At 53.2% G+C, this 19351-nt stretch carries 21 protein-coding genes, 1 tRNA gene and 2 riboswitches; of the genes, 9 read left to right on the forward strand and 13 right to left on the reverse strand.

Annotation, left to right across the window (positions count from 1 at the left end; all coding sequences use genetic code 11):
• Positions 1-231 precede the first annotated feature (231 nt).
• A complete protein-coding gene (locus tag V8I28_RS04430) occupies positions 232-1632 on the reverse strand; it encodes a glutamate decarboxylase (RefSeq protein WP_341779012.1) in 1401 nt (466 codons plus the stop codon).
• A gap of 165 nt (positions 1633-1797) precedes the next feature.
• Complete coding sequence (locus V8I28_RS04435; RefSeq protein ID WP_341778913.1) at positions 1798-2193, reverse strand: hypothetical protein; 396 nt, start codon at positions 2191-2193, stop codon at positions 1798-1800.
• Positions 2194-2654: 461 nt separating this feature from the next.
• On the opposite strand from V8I28_RS04435, the gene V8I28_RS04440 reads away from it, so the two are divergent.
• Both V8I28_RS04440 and V8I28_RS04445 read left to right on the forward strand, forming a co-directional pair.
• Positions 2655-3287 (forward strand): hypothetical protein, encoded by a 633-nt coding sequence (locus V8I28_RS04440; protein WP_341778914.1) that lies wholly within the window; start codon positions 2655-2657, stop codon positions 3285-3287.
• A 165-nt stretch (positions 3288-3452) separates the two neighbouring features.
• Positions 3453-4247: a hypothetical protein gene (locus V8I28_RS04445; protein WP_341778915.1), complete on the forward strand. Its 795-nt coding sequence runs from the start codon at positions 3453-3455 to the stop codon at positions 4245-4247.
• A gap of 275 nt (positions 4248-4522) precedes the next feature.
• Here V8I28_RS04445 and V8I28_RS04450 read toward each other — a convergent pair.
• The 5 genes from V8I28_RS04450 to V8I28_RS04470 all read right to left on the reverse strand — a co-directional run bounded on the left by V8I28_RS04450 (position 4523) and on the right by V8I28_RS04470 (position 8917).
• Positions 4523-4595 (reverse strand) — tRNA-Ala (locus V8I28_RS04450).
• 82 nt (positions 4596-4677) lie between these two features.
• Positions 4678-5901 (reverse strand): ABC transporter permease, encoded by a 1224-nt coding sequence (locus V8I28_RS04455; RefSeq protein WP_341779013.1) that lies wholly within the window; start codon positions 5899-5901, stop codon positions 4678-4680.
• Complete coding sequence (locus V8I28_RS04460; protein WP_341778916.1) at positions 5894-6790, reverse strand: ABC transporter ATP-binding protein; 897 nt, start codon at positions 6788-6790, stop codon at positions 5894-5896. Before V8I28_RS04460 ends, V8I28_RS04455 begins: the two co-directional genes overlap by 8 nt.
• Before the next feature lie 317 nt (positions 6791-7107).
• Positions 7108-8421: a nucleobase:cation symporter-2 family protein gene (locus V8I28_RS04465; RefSeq protein ID WP_341779014.1), complete on the reverse strand. Its 1314-nt coding sequence runs from the start codon at positions 8419-8421 to the stop codon at positions 7108-7110.
• A 187-nt stretch (positions 8422-8608) separates the two neighbouring features.
• A riboswitch (purine riboswitch) is annotated at positions 8609-8707 on the reverse strand.
• A 60-nt stretch (positions 8708-8767) separates the two neighbouring features.
• Positions 8768-8917 (reverse strand): hypothetical protein, encoded by a 150-nt coding sequence (locus tag V8I28_RS04470; protein ID WP_168900307.1) that lies wholly within the window; start codon positions 8915-8917, stop codon positions 8768-8770.
• A 93-nt stretch (positions 8918-9010) separates the two neighbouring features.
• Between V8I28_RS04470 and V8I28_RS04475 the strand changes: the two genes are divergently transcribed.
• The 5 genes from V8I28_RS04475 (at position 9011) to V8I28_RS04495 (ending at position 12465) form a co-directional block, all read left to right on the forward strand.
• Positions 9011-9985 (forward strand): asparaginase, encoded by a 975-nt coding sequence (locus V8I28_RS04475; protein WP_341778917.1) that lies wholly within the window; start codon positions 9011-9013, stop codon positions 9983-9985.
• Positions 9986-10171: 186 nt separating this feature from the next.
• Positions 10172-11338: a hypothetical protein gene (locus tag V8I28_RS04480; RefSeq protein ID WP_341778918.1), complete on the forward strand. Its 1167-nt coding sequence runs from the start codon at positions 10172-10174 to the stop codon at positions 11336-11338.
• 12 nt (positions 11339-11350) lie between these two features.
• Positions 11351-11677 carry a hypothetical protein gene (locus V8I28_RS04485; protein WP_341778919.1) on the forward strand — a complete coding sequence of 109 codons (327 nt, stop codon included), beginning with the start codon at positions 11351-11353 and terminating at the stop codon, positions 11675-11677.
• A gap of 12 nt (positions 11678-11689) precedes the next feature.
• Positions 11690-11944 (forward strand): zinc ribbon domain-containing protein, encoded by a 255-nt coding sequence (locus V8I28_RS04490; protein WP_341778920.1) that lies wholly within the window; start codon positions 11690-11692, stop codon positions 11942-11944.
• Positions 11945-11949: 5 nt separating this feature from the next.
• A complete protein-coding gene (locus V8I28_RS04495) occupies positions 11950-12465 on the forward strand; it encodes an O-acetyl-ADP-ribose deacetylase (protein WP_341778921.1) in 516 nt (171 codons plus the stop codon).
• Between the two features lie 88 nt (positions 12466-12553).
• On the opposite strand, the gene V8I28_RS04500 is transcribed toward V8I28_RS04495, so the two are convergent.
• Complete coding sequence (locus V8I28_RS04500) at positions 12554-12748, reverse strand: LBP_cg2779 family protein (protein ID WP_168898831.1); 195 nt, start codon at positions 12746-12748, stop codon at positions 12554-12556.
• 263 nt (positions 12749-13011) lie between these two features.
• On the opposite strand from V8I28_RS04500, the gene V8I28_RS04505 reads away from it, so the two are divergent.
• A complete protein-coding gene (locus V8I28_RS04505) occupies positions 13012-13182 on the forward strand; it encodes a hypothetical protein (RefSeq protein ID WP_341778922.1) in 171 nt (56 codons plus the stop codon).
• 558 nt (positions 13183-13740) lie between these two features.
• On the opposite strand, the gene V8I28_RS04510 is transcribed toward V8I28_RS04505, so the two are convergent.
• From V8I28_RS04510 to V8I28_RS04530, 5 genes are all read right to left on the reverse strand, one after another.
• Positions 13741-14103, reverse strand: a complete 363-nt coding sequence (locus V8I28_RS04510; protein ID WP_341778923.1) for a hypothetical protein — start codon at positions 14101-14103, stop codon at positions 13741-13743.
• A 45-nt stretch (positions 14104-14148) separates the two neighbouring features.
• Positions 14149-14838 carry a thiaminase II gene (gene tenA / locus V8I28_RS04515; protein ID WP_341778924.1) on the reverse strand — a complete coding sequence of 230 codons (690 nt, stop codon included), beginning with the start codon at positions 14836-14838 and terminating at the stop codon, positions 14149-14151.
• A gap of 26 nt (positions 14839-14864) precedes the next feature.
• Complete coding sequence (locus V8I28_RS04520; protein ID WP_341778925.1) at positions 14865-15518, reverse strand: energy-coupling factor transporter transmembrane component T family protein; 654 nt, start codon at positions 15516-15518, stop codon at positions 14865-14867.
• Positions 15515-16924 carry an ABC transporter ATP-binding protein gene (locus tag V8I28_RS04525; RefSeq protein WP_341778926.1) on the reverse strand — a complete coding sequence of 470 codons (1410 nt, stop codon included), beginning with the start codon at positions 16922-16924 and terminating at the stop codon, positions 15515-15517. Before V8I28_RS04525 ends, V8I28_RS04520 begins: the two co-directional genes overlap by 4 nt.
• A gap of 182 nt (positions 16925-17106) precedes the next feature.
• Positions 17107-17661 carry an ECF transporter S component gene (locus V8I28_RS04530; RefSeq protein WP_341778927.1) on the reverse strand — a complete coding sequence of 185 codons (555 nt, stop codon included), beginning with the start codon at positions 17659-17661 and terminating at the stop codon, positions 17107-17109.
• 87 nt (positions 17662-17748) lie between these two features.
• Positions 17749-17840, reverse strand: a riboswitch (TPP riboswitch).
• A gap of 209 nt (positions 17841-18049) precedes the next feature.
• On the opposite strand from V8I28_RS04530, the gene V8I28_RS04535 reads away from it, so the two are divergent.
• A complete protein-coding gene (locus V8I28_RS04535) occupies positions 18050-19225 on the forward strand; it encodes a D-alanyl-D-alanine carboxypeptidase family protein (RefSeq protein ID WP_445928177.1) in 1176 nt (391 codons plus the stop codon).
• Positions 19226-19351: the final 126 nt, after the last annotated feature.

Below are 19351 nucleotides of genomic sequence, written 5' to 3' on the forward strand. Positions count from 1 at the left end.
GGGCGACCTCCTCTGTTAAGTGAATAATGAATTGAATTTTCGAATAACTTTACTGATTATAGCGGGTTTAGTCGCAAAAGAAAACGAAAAAAGATGGTGATTGGGTCAGATTATTCAGGACGGTAATGAACGGGTAACGTGCGTTCGGAAATGATAGAAAAGTTTCACCCGAAAAAGCGCGCTAACACCGGTAGACTTCCGGCAGTAGCGCGCCTAGTTGTGGTCTGCTTTTTAGTGAGTGAAGCCATATTTCTTGGGGGTGTCATCGGCGTGGAAAACGATGTGGGCCTGGTTGAGTTCGGCGATGGCTTGGGTCAGATCATCGATGAAGTCGTGGGCCATGTTCATTCCAAAATCGGCCCGGACGACGATCCGTTGAATGACCTGTTCCTGTAGATTCTGTGGTAGGGGGTAGGTCGGCACCTGCCAGCCGTGCATGAGAAGGCGATCGGAGAGGTCGTAGAGGGTCCACTCCCGGTCGGGTCGGTCGGTTAGCCGATAGCACAGTAGTGGGAGTTGCCGGCCATCATTGATGAGGGTGAACTCGCCAATCTTGGCCAGTGCTTTAGCCAGGTAGTGGGCCACATCATGGGTCTTCTGCTGAATCTCACGGTAGCCGTCCACACCGAAGCGAATGAAGTTGTAGTATTGGCCGATGAGTTGCGAGGCGCTATGAGAAAAATTAATAGCCATAGTCGGCAACTCGCCGCCTAGGTAGCTTACCTTAAAGACCAGTTCTTCGGGAAGATATTGCTGGTCGCGCCAGATGACCCATCCCACGCCGGGATAAACTAGGCCGTACTTGTGACCGGAAGCGTTGATGGAGATGACGTTTTTGAGACGAAAATCCCAGATCAGCTGGGGATCGATAAATGGCGTGTAAAAGCCGCCGGACGCCGCATCAACGTGAATGTAGACGGGATAGGTGGTCCGTCGATTGTAGGCCTCAACGACCGCGTCCAAGCGGGCAAGGTCATCGTACTGACCCGTGTAGGTGATACCCAAGATGCCCACGATGCCGATGGTGTAATCGTCCACGTAGTCTAAGACGTGGTCCACGTCTAGCGACATATGCTGGGGGTCCATGGGAACCACGTGCATGTCGATATCCCAATAGACACAGAACTTCTCCCAGCAGACCTGATAGCCGGCAGAGATGACTAGGTTGGGTCGGTGAGCGTTGAGGTCGAGGCCGTTGGCTTGGGCCCGTTTTCGCCAGGCAAATTTCATGGCGAGACCGCCTAACATGCAGGCTTCGGAGGAACCAATCGTTGAGGTGCCGGTAAATTTCTCCGTGTCCGCGGCGTGCCAGAGGTTGGCGATGATGTTGACACAGCGATTCTCAATCTCGGCCGTGCGGGGGTATTCGGACTTATCGATGGCGTTTTTTTCTAAGGTATCCTTCATCAACTCAACGGCTTCAGGTTCCATGTAGGTCTGGCAGAAGGTCGCGAGATTAAGTCGGGAATTGCCTTCATCTAATAGCTCGTCGCGTACCAATCGATCGGCCTCGCGCGGCGCCAGTGAGTGCTGAGCCAAACGGTACTTAGGCAGGTCGTGACGTTCCGCCGAGGCGCCGAAGATGGGGGACAGGTACTCGTCTTTTTCATGCGTGTGTTTCCCATAAAGCATTGCCATACAACCGCATCCTTTCGTTTGGACCGATTATATCATGGGTGATTAAGGGGGTAAATAAAGATGCTTTGAAAAAGATTCACTTAAAAAACGCCTTCCCACGAGTAGGAAAGGCGTTAGGCTGAGTGCGATTAAATTAAATTCCCCCGGTTACTGAAATAATTAGGCTTCGGCCATGCGTTGCCAGTCCTCCGCGGCGATGAAGTCTTGCGGCCTAAGCGAAGCGGCTTTGGCGTCGGTTAAATAGTTGAGCTCCTGCGCGAACTTGGCGGCCTGGCGCTTGGTGAAGTCCGGACGCGTGGCGTTGAAGTAAACCTTGTATTTTGTCGGATTGCTGAGCGGATGCCAGGTGCCGTGCCAGAAACTCAGAAAGGCAATCAACTGTTCATCGGTGTTCTTGGTAAAGAAGATGATGGATTTCGGCCGACACTGCCGATACGGCGACTCATTGAAGGCGGCAACTAAGTCCACGGAAAACAGCTCAAACCCATACTTTTCGGCAATCTGTTTCATCGAATACGCCAGAAATTTAGTGTCCTCAAGCTTTTTAGTTCTCATTTTCGACGTGCGGACGCTAACGAGGCTGACGCCCGCACTCCCCCCTTTGTTTAGAAAAAAGTTAACTCAGCCTTTTCCTAAGCTTACTGTAATTCAAGAGTGGGTGATAATGTTTAGGTTATGTTTGTATTGGTAATTAACGTAAGGGATCGAAGTGAGTTGACTTGGTTGGCGGGGATGTGGCCAAGGACGGAATTTAAAGGGTTGCTGCGAAGGTTTAGTGCGCTGATAGCGAGGTGGATAGAGGGGGAGTAGAGAATGGCCGTTTATTAAGGGTTTTATCTAATAATTCGCAGTCAAGTGAGTTTGTTTCACGAAAAGTCGATAGCAGCTGTTCAAACCGGGCAACACGCGGTATAGTTATCATGTTGCTAAATCAACTAGCAACATGAGTCACCGTAAAAATAATCTTGTATTGATATCTTTATGATGACACAACACAGTGGTGGAGGAGTTTGAATATGAAAAACAATCAGTTGAAGTCAACCGTCATGTTAATGACCGCAGTTATGGGGTTAAGCGTTGCAGTCCCAACCTTTACGAGCGTTGGCAGTGATGTTACTGCCCAAGCGATGACTTATAAGGTTTTGACTGACAAGGAATCTAAAGAGTACGCTCAAAAGCAATGGGATTCGATGAGTGCGTCAGCAAAGAAGGAAGAATATCATGATTTAAAAGTTGCCCAGGACCCTGCTGTTACAGATAAGAATGCACCGGCTTATAAATATGGCCAGGCGTTAAAGAAAGCCTACGCCTACAAAGTATCAAAGTTAACCGCCAAGAAGACCAAGTCTAACCAATATGTTAAGGTTAGCGGGACCATCAAGGTGAACAACAAGACCAATGCGAAGAAGCATAAAGCAACCTGGGCACGGATCACGACCTACAAGGGGTATAAGTATGTTCGTTTGAGCAAGAAGGGAACGTTTACAAAGACCATCAAGGCGCCCAAGGCTAAGTCGACTTGGGCCAAGGCCGGGTACTACGCTAAGAAAGTTAAGAAAGGTAAGACCGTTAAGAAGAATGGTAAGATCGTCTACACTTTCCACTTGCTTTCTGATTCCAAGAAAGCCAAGGTTCAGGCCTACAAGTAATTCTAACTAAAGTTATAGAACATGGAGGGGCTCATGTGATGAGTCCTTTTTTGTCGGCAACTATTTTTTAGAAAAATGGCGCAGGTTTCGGGTATAATCTAAAGCAATCGACTAAATGAAGATGGTGGCGTCACCAGGAAAGTGTCTAGTTTAATGAAAAAGAAAATGATAATGGGTTTAATCATCTTGGCGTCCCTAGCCCTAGGCGCCTGTGGTCACCGGTCCGCCAGTGGTCGGAAGACGGCGAATAGCGGGGATGTGGCGTTTGGGCAGGCTACGCAAAGTTCTCGGGCGCACGCCTGGTATGTCGCGACTAGCCGGACAACGCCTAAAGCTAGCACCCCCTTGACGGCCATCGTGATGACGCAAAATGGCCGGGCGACGGCCTTTCGGGTACCCGCCACCGTTACGCTGGGGGCGGCCGTTAAGCTGTCTACCGACCAGTTGGCGCGAAAGGGGAAAGTATGGGCCGAACAAGCCTTTGTTGAAAGGCGACGCGCCCTGATTGCCACGACTCGCGCAGAACTAGCCGAAGAGCAGAAGAATCTGAAACGTAATCAGAACGCCACGGTCGTTAGCTTTGCGACTATTAAAATGGATAAGCGGATAATTTCAACCGATCGACGCCAACTGGCGCGGTTGCAGGCGACTAAATTTAAGCAACCCCGACCGCTGCCGGTTTCGGTGACGGTGAAGAAGCATCGGTGGGGAACCAGCGAAGTAATTAAGGTCGATTCCTATGATTTCGTAAAAGCAGTGGTGGCCACCAACAATCGAGAATTCAGGTATCAAAAAATACGGCGGCAGATTTCCCCGAACCCGTACACACAGACGTCTGAACAGGCGGTGCGGGTGGGTCAGGCCACCTTGGGCTATTACCAAACCGCGCATGATGGTGCTAGGGAATTCGCGTTGACGAAGTTGGACAAGCCGCGTTCGAATGTGAAGTTTGATTCGTAACCTGTGGTGTTATCCGGAAGAGAAATGTCTCACCAAGAGTTGACCAGGTATTAATGGCCAGTCTTGGTGAGACGTTTTGCCCTTCCCATTAAAATAGCCACTAAAAAACTGCTAGCCGTTAAGCTAACAGTTCTGGGTTACCTCTGCCAAGGTGTGCTTGAGTCAATGGTTACCAAAACGATTACCATTGGTTGTGATTTCGAACGAATTCGTGGCTAAGTCATCAATTAGAACGCCGGTATATCAGCACTTTAATTGGTTGATCTTCGCCCAAATGGACCCTACCGGGATTGAACCGACGACCTCCTGCATGCGAAGCAGGCGCTCTCCCAGCTGAGCTAAGGGCCCGAAACTTACCCATTAATTATAGCACGCTGGCTAAAAATGTTAATGGGTAATGTGACTAATTTTACATTATTGCGAATGGGGGCTAGTCCTGGTGACGCCAACCGTGAAGCAGGTGTTGCCAGAAGCTCCGGTTGTCCGTTTGGAGCATCAGCCGCTGGTACTGACTGCCGATGTAGCCCGCAAACAGGGCAATTGCCGCCAGCAGAATCAGCAGGGAAATCAGCTGTTCCCAGCCGTTGACCGTCCCGTTAATAATTCGCATGGGCATAAAGTACGATGAGAAGAAGGGCACGTACGACAGGATTTTAACGAAGAGCGCGTCCAAATTATTCTGGAAGGGGAAGGTTGCGAAAAAGCCAAACATCCCCAGCATAATGACCGGTTGGGCCGCCTTGGAGGCATCCTCGGCCTTCGCGACCACGGCGCCACTGTAGGCCGCCAGAATCGTATAGATGATGACACCGAGGAAGAGGTAGACCAGGTTTAGATTCAACAGGTTGTGAAGAACCGCGTCAATCAAGCTTTGGTTCTCCGCAATTAGTGGCTTGACGGCGGTACTGTTCAGTGCAATCTGGTAACCGGCCCAGCCGCCGACTAGGTAGATGATAATCTGGGTGAGAATCACCAGCAGAATGCCGCCAATCTTCCCCACGAAGTAGCTCGTGGCGGTCGTGCTGGAGAAGATAATTTCCATAATCTTGGTGCCCTTATCCGAGGCAATCTCCTGCGCGGCAATCGAGGCGTAGGTGATCAGGATGATGTAAATCATGGTAACCAGAATCCAAAATGAAATGGTCTTGGCCAGATTAGCCGTTCCGGCTTTCTTGGCGATGTGTTGCTGGAGAACCGGCGTGCGGGCTAAGAGTCGCTGTTGTTTAGCCGTCAGCTTAGCCTGCTGGTAGTTACGGGCCTGCTGATACTGCTGCAAGAAGTTCTGCGTCTGGGCCTTTAGACCACTTGCCATGCGACTGCTACCGTGGTAGTCGGCGCGAATCTGTTGGTGGGACTCACTCAGTTGCAGGTAACCGGCTAAATGGTTCTTCTTGACCGCCGCCTCGGCTGCCGAGACCGTGGTAATCCGCGTATTGAGGTTATCCGTTTGTTGGCGCAGGTAGGCCCGGCGTAGCGGCTTCGAGGTGCTGATGACCGCGACTTCCTTACTACTGGAGGCACTGTTGGCACTGATATAACTGATACCCACGGTTAGACCAATCATCAGAAACGGTCCGATGACCATGAACAGGAAGCTCCAGGATTTGATTTGCCGGAGATAGGTTTCTAGTGTGACTATCCAGGTCTTATGCATGGTCTTCACTCACTTTCATCCGGAAAATCTCATCGAGGGTCGGCGGTTGCTGGCTGAACTCCTCAATGTAGTGGCCCTGCGTCAGCTCCGCAAAGATGGTGGGTCCGGCGGCCGGGTCGGTCAAATGCAGGAGGTATTGGCCCGGTTGCCGCAGGTCCACGCGCCCGACCCCGGGTAGGGTGGCCAGGCGGTCGGCCGACCAATCGGTGGTCACGTAGAGTTCCGTCTTGCCAAATTGGTTACGCACCTCGGCCAGCGTGCCGTGCAGGACCATATCACCCTTTCGCAGCATGACCAGCTGATCGCACAATGCCGAGACGTTTTCCATATCATGACTGGAGAAAATAATGGCCGCACCGTCATCTCTGGCCCTTAGAATGGCCTGCTTGAGCAAATCGGCGTTGACCGGGTCCAGGCCACTGAAGGGTTCGTCTAGGATTAACAACTTCGGGTGGTGAATCAACGTGCAGATGAGTTGAACCTTCTGCTGATTTCCCTTGGACAGGTCGTTGATCCGGCTTTTACGCGTGCCCTTAACGGCGAAACGGCCCAGCCAATCGTCAATGCGCGGCCGAATGTCCTTAGCCGACTGATCCTTTAGCCGGGCGAGGTACACGATCTGCTGCTCGATGGTCAGCTTGGTCATCAGGCTACGCTCCTCGGGTAGGTAGCCGATGGTGTCGAAGTCGGCCGGTGACAGTGGTTTTCCCTGCCAGCGGATGGTGCCGTCGTATTGAATAAAATTCAGAATGCTGTGAAATGTCGTGGACTTGCCCGCACCGTTCTGGCCAATCAAGCCCAGAATCTGGCCGTTGGGGACCTCGAAGCTAACATCGTTCAGGGCCTTCACGGGGCCAAATTGCTTGCTGATATGCTGAATACTTAGCATGCTTGCGCTCCTCTTCAAAGTTAATACTCACATTATACGCGAACCACCGCGGAATCCCAAAGGAAAGCGGGGGGTAAAGTGGCTATTCTAGGGGGCCATTTTCTGAAATAAAGAATTTAATTTTAAGGCCATGACGGCTAGGGGATGGTCGCCATTAAATGCGTCCTCACGGGTTGCTTGCGTCTGTCGAAGATTCCGGACGGCTGACAGTTGGGCCCAATTTAGCGAACGGCAAGACGGCCGGCAGAGACAAAAATAGTCGACAACCTGGGCAAAGGACCCGGTCATCGGCTAGAGCGACAGACAACAATGAAACTTTACTTATCTTGCGGTTGCGCGGCGGTATTTACCCGCGCTTGGGCAGTTACGGTTGCCCGGTGTGGCCGCATGTTAAACACAATATTTAAGATGACCGCGGAGAAACTCCCGATGACCACGCCGTTGTTCAGCACGATCTGTAGGGATTGCGGCATGGCCTGGAAGATCTGTGGGTACACGGTCACACCGAGTCCCAGGCCAATCGAGATGGCGGAAACCAACAGATTGTTGTTATCCTTGAAGTCGACTTGTTGGAGCATCCGAATGCCCTGAACGCCGACCATGCCAAACATCACGATCATGGCGCCACCCAAAACGGCATCGGGAATCACCGTGGCGAGGGCCCCAATCTTGGGGAGTAGGCCGAGGATCATGAGAAATAACGCGGAGAAGTAGAGTGGTTTACGGGTCTTAACCCCCGACAATTGGACCACACCGACGTTTTCGGAGAATGTGGAGTAGGGGAAGGTGTTGAAGAGCCCACCTAAAATCACGGCAATTCCCTCGGCCCGGTAGCCGCGCTTGAGGTCCTTTTCGCCAATCTGCCGGCCAGTAATCTCACCCAAGGCGAAGAAGACGCCGGTCGATTCGACCATGGTCGTCAGTGAGACTAGAATCATGGTCAGAATGGACGACCACTCGAACTTGGGCGCGCCAAAGTAGAAGAATTGCGGGAGGTGGAACCAGCTAGCCTGACCGACCGCCTTGAGCGAAACCAGGCCCATGGCCCCGGCGATGAAGGTGCCAACTAGGATTCCGGCCAGAATCGCCAGGGACTTCAGGAACCCCTTTGCAAAGACGTTGAGCCCCAGGATAATGGCCATGGTGAGAAAGCCCACCAAAAGCATCTTGGGATCGCCGAAGTTCTTGGCCGTGGCGTCCCCGCCGCCTAGATCCTGAAAGCCCACGGGAATCAGGGTGAAGCCGATAATCGTGATGAGCGACCCGGTCACGACCGGCGGGAAGAAGTGCTTGATCTTGGAGAACCACCCGGCGCTGAGGAAGACGAAGATCCCTGCACTAATGATGGCTCCGTACATGACGCCGACCCCGTACTGATTGCCGATGGCGCTCAGGGGGGTGACGGCCTGCACCGCACAACCGAGGACCACGGGCAAGCCAATCCCCGTGAGCGGCGTGCGTTTCAGCTGGAGAAGGGTTGCAACCCCACACATAAAGATATCCGCACTGATTAAGTAAGCCATCTGCATGGCATTGAAATGAAGCGCGCCCCCGATTAGCAAGGGAACGATGACGTCACCGGAATACATGGCTAATAAGTGCTGGAAGCCTAAGATGGCCGCCCGCCACATGGGCAGGGTCTGATCGGTATCTGATGACGAAGTGGTAGTTGCGGACTTAGTGGACTGCAAGAAAAGTTCCTCCTTCTCGTGATGTCCATACGCCGCCAAGGGATTGAATGAAAACAAAAAAGCTCCCTTTGCAAAAGGGGGCTTCCTGAAAACTCGGCCGACGAACTCTTTTCATCGGCAAAAAGAGTTTCGTCCTCAATTTGCTTATAGTCCAGAGTTTACGGCTCTGGGTAGAAACTCGCCAACCTTATCTTGGCATTATATAGGCAATCACTTTAATTTTTTGAATTGAATGTTGATAACTTTACCACGGGAAAATGAAAAAAACAACACCCCGTGCCGAATTCTAATGCCGATGCCATAGTTTCTTGAAAATGCTGCTGAACCAGGCCAGCAGCGGTCCCCAGTCGGCAACGCCGCCGGAATTGCTATACTTTTTAGGGTGGACGACCACACCAGGACGGTAGGGTTTAGCGCTTTCATCTTTTTTTGCCATTTTTCCGAACATCCTTTCCTAATTCTAACTAAATTCTACAGCAAATAGGGTACAATGTGGACAAGAAATCTTTTGTGAAAGAAGTTGACGGTGATGAAAAAAATTCTGGCAATTCATACTGGTGGCACAATCTCCATGTCTCAAAATGAAAAGGGCGAGGTCGTGCCCAACGCGGAGAACCCGATTGCTCAGCAGGAAACGATTATGGAAGGCCGCGTCGAGCTGATTACCGATGAGCTCTTCAACCTGCCGTCGCCCCACGTCACGCCGGTCGAGATGCTCAAGATTAAGCAATGTATCAACCAGGGGGAACGCGAAGGCATCGACGGCGTGGTCATCACCCACGGAACCGATACGCTGGAGGAAACGGCGTACTTTCTTGATCTGACCCTGCCCAGCACGATTCCGGTGATCGTGACGGGGGCTATGCGCTCGTCTAACGAGGTTGGTTCCGATGGCCTATATAACTTTCAGACCGCCATCGAAGTGGCTGCAGACGACGCGTCACGGGGCAATGGCGTCATGGTGGTCATGAACGACGAGATTCACACGGCGCGCTACGTTACCAAGACTCATACGACCAACGTGGCCACGTTTAGAACGCCCACCTTTGGCCCCATCGGCTTGGTCGCCAAGGGCCATCCCATCTACTTCCAACAGCTGATTCGCGAGGATATCTGTGATATTGACCACGTGGTCGACCACGTTTATTTGCTGAAAGCTTACGCGGGGATGGACGCCAGCCTGTTTGACGCGCTGAACAGCGACCAGACGGCCGGCATTGTCATCGAAGGCCTGGGGGCGGGAAATTTACCGCCAGTTACCTTACCGGCCATTCAGCGGCTCTTGGACCGCAACATTCCGCTGGTTTTGGTTTCGCGGTGTTATAATGGCGTTGCCGAGGACATTTATGACTATCAGGGTGGTGGCATCGAACTCCGGAAGATGGGATTAATGCTCTGCCAAGGGTTGAACGGTCAAAAGGCGCGGATTAAATTGCTAGTGGGCCTCAGCGCAGGCTTACGCGGAGACCGGTTAGCGGAGTATCTCAGCACGGCGGTTTCTTAGTCAAATTTGGATGGCGGTTCACGAGCTATTTTAAGCCAGATATGATAAGATTTTCAGAACAGTAGAAATAAGTTAGGCGAACGGTCCGTGGGTTCAATTGACGGGCGGGCGCCTGACGATTGAAAACGGACACGGCTGGATTTGGGGAAACCATGAATCCAGAAGACAATTCAGAAGGGGGTCGTCATGTTGAATTCAATCATGAATGATTTAAACCGGGCGTTGGCACAGCACATTCTGGTCAATGTTTATCAGACCAATCAAGAAGTTGTGTATACCGGCTACGTGACGACGGTTAGCGATACCGGCATCATCCTCGCCACATTTGACGACTATGGGTTGCCGGACGGCGCCGTATTCCTCGCGGTCGACGTTATCGATGAAGTGGAATTTTCGAGTGATGATTTGGACAATATGGCTTTTCGCATTCAAACGGCCCAGGAAGAACAGTTTATTCAGGCCGGGGGACTCACCATGTCCTTCGACAGTCAACGCGATTTGCGGCGGCAGGTGTTGAGTCACGCGTGGGTCGATCACTTAGTCATTATGTTGGTGGTTAAGGGTGACGAACACTTCTATGAGGGGTTGGTCACCAGCGTGGCGGCCGACCAGGTCATGATTCAGCTGTTGAATAAATTTGACTACACGGACCAGACCACGTTTACGCTGAATCCCAGTGAACTGGAAGTCATCGAATTTCAAGGGAAAGAGCTGACCCTGCAAGGTATTGCAGCGCCACATCTGCGCAAGCTCACCCACGTGGCGACCAAGGAAGTCACGGACCCCCGGTTGATGCCGGACACGCTTCGCCTGTTGGCCGGTCGCGATCCGTTGGTGGCCTTGGTTCCGGAGCACGACCGCGACCTCTTCTTCGTGGGCCGCATCAATGCGGTCACCAAGAACGCGGTGATTATGAATTTGATCGATATGACCGGGCAGTTCGGTGGCTATACCGTAATGCGGCTGACCGAATTACACGCGGTGGTGATTGAATCGGATTACCTCCAGACCATGCGGCTCTTCTCGTTACTAAACAAGGCCCAACAGCATCAGATTCAGCCCGTCTTAAACGATGAGCGGCTGTTCGACCCGACCGTCGACCAGTTCAGCGCCCGGTTGACGCAGGCCGCCGCCTTTCGAACGATTGTGCGGTTGAAGCTACACGATGAGACGACCTTACTGGGATATCCCAGCCAGGTTGGCGGCGAGCGGTTCATCTTCCATGAAGTGGCGGACAACCAACTCGATCAGGTGGGCAAGGTCTACCGGATTAGCGATGTCGATGAGATTGCGTTTGGCTACCTGGACGCTTACTTGGTAGAGCGTCAGTTGCGCGTAGAAGGCGACCTGTAAGGAGTTTTGACCATGAAAGCCAAGAAGATGCCGCGCTGGTTGCGCGATACGTTGTCGGTGGTGGGAATCATGTCGGTGTTGTTGATTGCGTATAACTTGTTTGTGGCTAAACACGCCGACTGGTCGCTGGTGCCCGTTCAGATTGTCCTGGCCTTGCTGGCCGTGGGTGTCTGGAGCTTTCTGAGCTATCGGAGCCGCGAACGCCGACAAGTCGCCGCACAGAAGCAGGCGGCGGCCGCCAAACGTCGGGCCGAGGCACAGAAGCAAGCGGCGATTGAAGAAGTGGCGAATGCCCAGAAGCGCCGCCAACGTAATCAACACCACCAACAGTCGAAATAGGGGGAATGTCGTATGGCGGAAACGTTAAAATTCTGTCCGCGTTGTGGCGCGGCGGTCACGCCCCGAGATGACCGGTGCCCGCACTGTCAGACGGACTTGCGGCCATTTCGGACCGCACCGGCTAGCAAGTCGAACAGTCAAAAATTAAATTTATCGGCGCTCTATGCCAATCCCTATCGCGAAGGCATGAAGCGACTAAAAGCACGTGAGTCCCAGACACCGGCACCGGCGAAGCGTCGCTGGCGTTGGCCGTGGTCAAAGGAGTGAGTTTCATGGCAAAGTTTACGGTGATTCACGGTGACATCACCACGAGTCACGTGGATGCCATTGTTAATGCAGCAAATACCACGTTATTAGGCGGTGGTGGCGTCGATGGCGCCATCCATCGCGCGGCGGGGCCGGAGCTTTTCAAGGCGTGTGTGCCCTTCAACGGGTGCCCCACCGGCGAGGCCCGGATTACCCCCGGATTTAAATTGCCGGCGAAATGGGTGATTCACACGCCGGGGCCGGTCTGGCACGGCGGTGACCATCACGAGTCCGAGCTGTTGGCGGCCTGTTACCGCAACAGTCTGGCCTTGGCCGGCGAATACGGCTGCCAGAGTGTGGATTTTCCGTCGATTAGCACGGGGGTCTACGCCTATCCCTTAGAGGAGGCGGCCGCCATCGCCACGCAGACGATTGCGACGACGCTGGCCCATACCACCTCCGTCCAGTCGGTGCGCCTCGTGGCCTTCGATGAGACGACCGCGGCCGCTTACAGAACGGCGTGGGAAGAAATTCAACAATGAAAAAGTGCGCCAAACCAGTTAGCTGATTTGGCGCACTTGTCTTGTTCGATTAAGAAACAGAATTGGTAAACTTACCTGATGGAACGGCCTAGTTCGGCTTAGTGGCGATGAGGCTCTTCAGGGCACTCTGCTCGTCACTGGTTGGCGCTAATTCGCCAGACTTAATGGCGTGGTACTTTTCGACTGAAATGCGGGAGCCGAAAGCCATTTCGCCATCAGTTTTGTCGTATTTCTTTTGGTAGGCGATGATTGCTTCAGCAAGATCATTTAATTCTTGACTCATTAATATCCCTCCAAATGATAATCCAAATTACTGCTTACGTTTATTATACTAAAGTTTTGCAAAAGCGGTGAAATAACCCTCGATATCTGGAAGTTTTTTTGTATTCTACTTGATGAACGGGCCAAAATTGCGTAAACTTATACCCAATATAACAATTCCTGTCGATTAGTTAGGAAATTGTTAACGCAATTTGGTCAACCTGTCACAGCTTTGAGATATTCGTGCACTAAGCTAGGCGGTAAAAAGACACGCGAGGTGACAGGATGAATCTACGACGAATTATTTCGAGTTTGACCATGGCTGTGGTAGTGTTAGCCATTGTGAGTGGTCTATCGTGGTTCACGATGGGGAAGCGCACGGTGACGCAGGTGACGACGCATCCCGCGATCGTCAACGTTCCGCGCACGCACGCCACTCAGATTCACATGAAATAAGCGAGTATTAATCTCGCCACCGGGGCCGGATAACCGGCTGTTTCATCTTAAATTTCGGTAATCATATTGATTACATGACTACAGTCTCTTGTAGTTTATCAAGCAGGGAAACGGGCTAACTTCGGTTGGTCCGTTTCTTTTTGGGTTAAACGGGTAAAGGTTGAAAGATAGAGATCAACTAGAATTGTTGGTATCGTACAATCTATGGCGTTAGTATTAGTCGGTTACAGTTTCGCAGTGGAAAACGTTCGCCTTACCGTTCGCCAAATAGGGGTTGGATCGCGGTGGGCGGACGGGCCGAGCCACAGTATGGTCTCGACACCTCGCTTTGAGCCGAGGAATCACGTCTCAAAGACGCCAGTTTCCTAAGCGGCATGAACCGTGCCACTAAGGCAACGCCCACGGCTGAACCCCTAACAGGCGTAGGCCTCTGGTTTCACTAATTTTAGTGGACAGAACACCGTCATTACGGGAAGCAGTGTGTTAATTTTACTTTCAACCTTTAGGTGGATAAATAAAATCGCGCGTTCCCACTATACGGAACGCGCGATGCTTTGTTTAGAAGTGAAACCACTCACTCTGGTTGCGGCGAACCTCGCCGCGTAAGCCGAAGAAGTAGATCATGAACGCCGCCACGAGGACGGCCAAGACAATGGTCCAGAACCAAGCTTGCGTGTAAATAAAGGTGAAATACGCAAACCCCAGCGTACTCAGGGCAATCAGCGTCAGGTTGACGGGTAAATTCTTGCTGTGAATGAAGGCCGTGGCCAGGGCCAAAACGACCGCGCCACCAAACATATCGTCACCGGACAGGCGACTGCCCGGGCCATTGAATAACGCATAAATTTCGATCAACACGCCTAGCACCAGGGCTAGGTAGCCAAAAGACTGTAAGAATGTTAATTGTCGTAGTCTTTTCATTGCCGACACCTACTTTCTCTCGTACGGTGCCCTAATTATACCGCATTACTTTTCGGCTGAAAAATCTGACGGCTCCGCCACATCCGGTAGGGCCCACGTTTCGTGGTCGAGGGCCATTTGCCAGAAGTGTAATTCGTACCAGCTACTGCGTTTAAAGATGGTCAGAAGCTCCGCTTGGTTGGCTGGTGTTGCCACGTGGTTGGCCAGCGCTAACTGGTCGGCCATCATCCCCGTGTAATCGTCGGCGTCATAGGTGTTCAACCAATCCTGATAAATAGGGACCGGGGAACCCGCCTGCGCCAGCTCCTGGCCGATTTCGGCGTAGAGCCAGTAACAGGGGAGAAGGCCGGCCACGGCACCCGCTGGCCCACTGGTGGCTAGGGCGCGGTACAGGTGGCTGGTGTAGGCATAGCCCGTGGGCGCAATGGGCGTTGCCGCCACCTCTTCGGATGTAATCTGGAGCCGATCGAAGAAGGTCTGGCGTACCGCGATTTCACCCTGGCGAAGATGCTCGGCCCCGGCGTGAAGCCGCTGGGCCACGTCGGCATCGTTGCTCTGGTCGGCGGCCAAATCGTGGAGTTTGCTGAACTCTTGCAGGTAGTAGTGGTCCTGGATCAGATAATACCGAAAAGTCGCCAGCGGTAAGGTTCCAGCACACAGCTGAGTAATGAAGGGATGGCGCTTGGAAGCCGTCCAGGAAGCCTCGGTTGCGGCGTGGGCTAAGTCAGTAAACATGTCAAAACTCCTTTAGTGAACAAAGATTAGGGAAGTCCGATGAACATTCCCAGTTGAACCAGTAGTAGGCTCCCGGCGAATAACCACCAGTCGCGCGCAATCAGGGGCACCGTTTGGGCGTGGGTCCGCGGCGCGCCTTCCACGAAGCCGTGAGAGGTCATGGCCGCGGCCAGTTGGTCCGACCAGTTCATGGCGGCCAGAATCACTTTAAAATACAACCGCGGCGACCACACGTGAAGAACCTCGCCACGCATTAATGCGGCGGCCCTGACGGTGGCCACTTCCGCTTTAATCTTGGGCATCAGGTTGAAAGCGGCGAGGAAGCCATACGCGAATTTACTCGGTAGTTTGGCGTTTTGTTCCAACGACCGGGTGAGCCAGAGGGGCTTGGTGGTTAGGGTGAACCAGCCGCCCATGTAGACGTATACGAACATCCGGGTAAAGAGGACCCACAGAAAGTGGTCGGACGCGTTTCCACGTAGCATCAGAGACCAGACCAGCGTGCTGGCAAAGAACAGCGGGACCAGTGTCAGCCAGAGCAGGCGCCGCCAAGAAATGTGGTGCCAGAGCATCAGGATAAGGCTGACCACGCACAGCGCCACGTTGACACTCCAGACCTGCGCGAAGGACACTTCCAGGGCGATCAGGACGATGAGGGCGAGTTTAAGCGAAGGATTCATGCGCTCACCCCCCGATACGTGAGATGCCGGTCGGCCAATTGTAAATGCAGGTCAACCAGGTCGTCTAAGCCACTGAGTTGGTGGCTAATCAGGATGAGCGTCAGGTTGAGGTCACGCTGCACGGTCGTCAGGATGTGGATGACGGCTTGAATGGACGCGTAGTCGAGGCCCTTGAGCGGTTCGTCCAGGAGCAAGACGTTTGGCGCCATGATCAGCATGCAGAGTAGTTGAATCTTTTTCTGCTGGCCGCTACTGAGTGAGTAGAGCACCTGGTCGTCGCGCCCGGCGAGGTTCAACTGTTCCAGGAGCCGTTGAATCCGGTCTGGCGTGAAGTAGGTCCGGTTCCCGTATTTCTGCGATAAGGCCAGCTCCTCGGCCACGGTGACGTTGAGAAACTGGGCGGAGGCCGCCTGGAACATCAGGCCGACTTGCCGGGCGTAGCGCCGCTTGTGAATCTTTTGAATATCGGTGTCGTGATAGGTGAGGTGCCCCTGATAGCGACCTAGTCGCACGAGCGCTTTAAACAGGGTGGACTTGCCACTACCGTTGGGACCGGTGATGAGCGTGGTGCGGTGCGCATACAGCCGCAGATCTTGAGGCGTCAGAAGTTGCCGGTCGCTGTGGGCCAGGCCGAGTTGGTCGCCATGTAGGCAAACGGTCAGTTGGTCGCTGGGGAGCTGGACGTGCGTTAACCGTAAGTGCTGCGGGGTAAAGGCGGCGAAACGGTCACGCGTTTCCGCGGCGGATAGCAGGTGAAGCTGGCCCCCCGCCAAGACGGCGAGGTGGTCGACCCACTGCTGATAACCGCTCAGATCGTGGTCGGCCAGGACAATGGTCTTGCCCCGCTCCGTACATAGTGCGACCAGCTTCTCGAGTAGGATTAGCCGGGTCGGCGGATCGATGCTGGCGAAGGGTTCGTCTAGCAGGATGACGTCGCTATTCATGGCGACGATGATGGCTAGTGCGACCTTCTGTTGCTCGCCCCCGGACAGCTGCATGAGCTTGCGGTGGGTGAGATCGCTGATACCGATGAAGGCCAGCGCGGCGGCACTCCGGTCGGCAATTTCGGCGGCCGGGACCTGTTGATTCTCTAAGGCAAAGCGCAGTTCGTTTTCCACGGTGTCCATGGTGAACTGCGTACTGGGTTCCTGAAACAGCATGGCGACCGTGCTGGCGCGCTTGCCCGGGGCAATGGCGCTGAGCGGTTGGCCGTCAAAGGTAATCGCGGACCCGCTGGTTGGCAGTAGACCAGCGATGAGCTTGAGCAAGGTGGATTTTCCGCCCCCGGAGACCCCAGTCAGCAGGGAAAATTTACCCGCCGGAAAGGTCCCGGACAGTTGGTCCAGCACGGGACGCGATTGCTTCGGATAGGTGTAAGTGAGTGATTGTACCGTGACGGTTGCCAAATGAATTCCCCCAATACTTGACTTTAGTTGTAACTATTATCGCCTGTGGTGGTTCGGTGATAGCTAAGCCACCGGTGACTGGTGTCGTCTCGGCGATGTGCGGCAATGTCTCGCCAACGTTACTGATGCCACGTCGGTGAATTTGTAGCAGCCGCAGGCGAACGACACACCAGAAACAAGGGCTAGTCCTTCAAGACGTGAGCGCGGACCAACAAGTTGTTGATGAGCTTGGTCAACACGCCGCCGAAGAGGAAGATGGACACAAACCGCACGCAGACCAGCAGTAACAACAGCGGCAGATGGTAAGCCGCGTAGCCATTTCGAATCAGGTCCCAGGCAAAAGTGACGATGGTCGTGGTCAATGCGCTCAGCACCAGCGTGAACCAGCCGTAACGCTTGTAACCGGTACAGATAAACCCGAGTTCGGACCCGAAGCCTTGCAGAACCCCAGAGATTAACGTGCTGGCACCCCACATGCCACCCAGAAACATTTCCACCACGGACCCCAGCAGTTCACCTAGCGTGGCCGCGCCAGGAATCCGAATGACGAAGCCGGCGAGCGGCCCGGCCATGACCCAGATACCGATAACCAGTTCATTAGCCAGCGGTGACAAGCCCACGGGCGCCAGTGCTGCCTGTAAAATCGTGTAGACTGGACCAATTGCCCAGAAGATAACCCCCATAAAAATTGCGATAATGGTCACCAAAATAATATCTCGAATATGCCAACGTTTCATAAACAGTCGCCTCCAATAAATTTAGACGCTGAGGGGCCACCAAGGCTAAAAAAATCCCCACTAAAAAAATCTAGTGGGGTTCATTGATAGCTATGGATTACGCGTTCCCTTCGCTGGTATTAACCAGAGCAGGTTCAATGGGTTTGATCTCAGCCGCGATGGCACCCCAGTCGTATTTGATTAATTTCTAGCTTAACGAGTTTAGCGGGGAAATGCAACCATCGCCAGCAAAAATCGTTTTCAGTCTATAAGCAGTTGAGGCGCGCAATGGTTTTACAAATGCGTTACATTGGGGCTGATTTTACCCGCGTGGCTAACGTTTGGCGGCCAACAGTGCTATCGTAACAGGTGGTTAACTTAATGATGACAGAACTAGGAGGAATTTAAAATGAAACAACCAGGACGTTTAAACCGCGTCCTCATCGCGTTTGCCGTGGTGATCATTCTCGGTGGCACGATCGGACCGGTAACGCCAGTGATGGCGGCCAGTCGCTACAAAACCGTCAGCACCCAGTCGATTAAGAAGACGGCCTATCACAAGAAGAGTCGTCGTGGGGCCATCTTCAATAAGGCCCACACGCGTAAGGTTATTAACCTTACTGCGCATCCGAACACCACGTGGTATGCGACCAAGCGGGCCACGCTGAAACACGGGAAAACCAAGGGCGTTTACCTCTACGTTAAGAATCATTCCGGGCATATTAAGGGGTGGATTTGGCATAACTATCTGAAGAAAGGCAAGGCGCCCTTCGTTTTGAGTAAGGCCAAGGCCGCCGTGGCGATGAATGCCAAGACGGGCAAGGTCGTGTGGTCCAAGCACGCCAACACGGCCCGGCCGATTGCCTCCGTTTCAAAGATTATGACGCTTTACCTGACGCTGAAGAAGATTAAGGGCAAATCCAGCAACTGGAATCATAAGATTAAGATTACCAGTCGGGGCTTGGTCTCGATGAGCCGGAGCGCGGCTTACGGGGGCTTTCACTTCAAGCTTAACCACAAGTACACGGTGCGGCAGCTCTACTACGCGGCCTTTCTCGATTCCTCCAACAATGCGGCCATTGCCCTGGGGAAATGGGTCGGCGGTAGCAACGCTAAGTTTATTGGCAAAATGAATGCGCAGGCGCAGGCTTGGCATCTCGGACACGCCCACTTCGTTTCGGCCTCCGGACTGGAAAACAGTGATCTTCGGCAATTCGGGTATCGCTACGGTAAGGCCAACGCCAACCAGGTCTCGGCCAAGGATGTGGCCCTGATAGCGCGGCACCTGATCACGGCCTATCCGCGGGTCTTAAAGGACGGTAAGATTGGTTCGATGAAGGTCAACGGCCAGACGTGTCATAATTACAATAACTTATTGAAAGGGCGGAAGTATTACCAGGCTTCGCTGAAGGTGGATGGCCTGAAGACCGGTTACACCCCACTGGCGGGGTACTGCTTCGTGGGAACCGGGCAGAAGTCCGGCAAGCACCGGGTCATCACGGTGGTCTTACACGATGAAAATGAATTCACCGAGACCCGCTCACTGATGAATCACGCGTATGGTTTGGCTAGCATGAGTGATTAGTCCGCTTTAAGAAGTCCCGGTTAATCGGGCTGAAAGCGATATTGTCACGGCGGTCCCTATCGTCATCTGGACCAAGCTTGGCGAACGGTAAGACAGCCAGAATCTGTGAGGCTGCTAATGGTGTAG

Origin of the sequence: Levilactobacillus sp. HBUAS70063, assembly GCF_038374745.1 — a bacterium.
Lineage (GTDB): Bacteria > Bacillota > Bacilli > Lactobacillales > Lactobacillaceae > Levilactobacillus.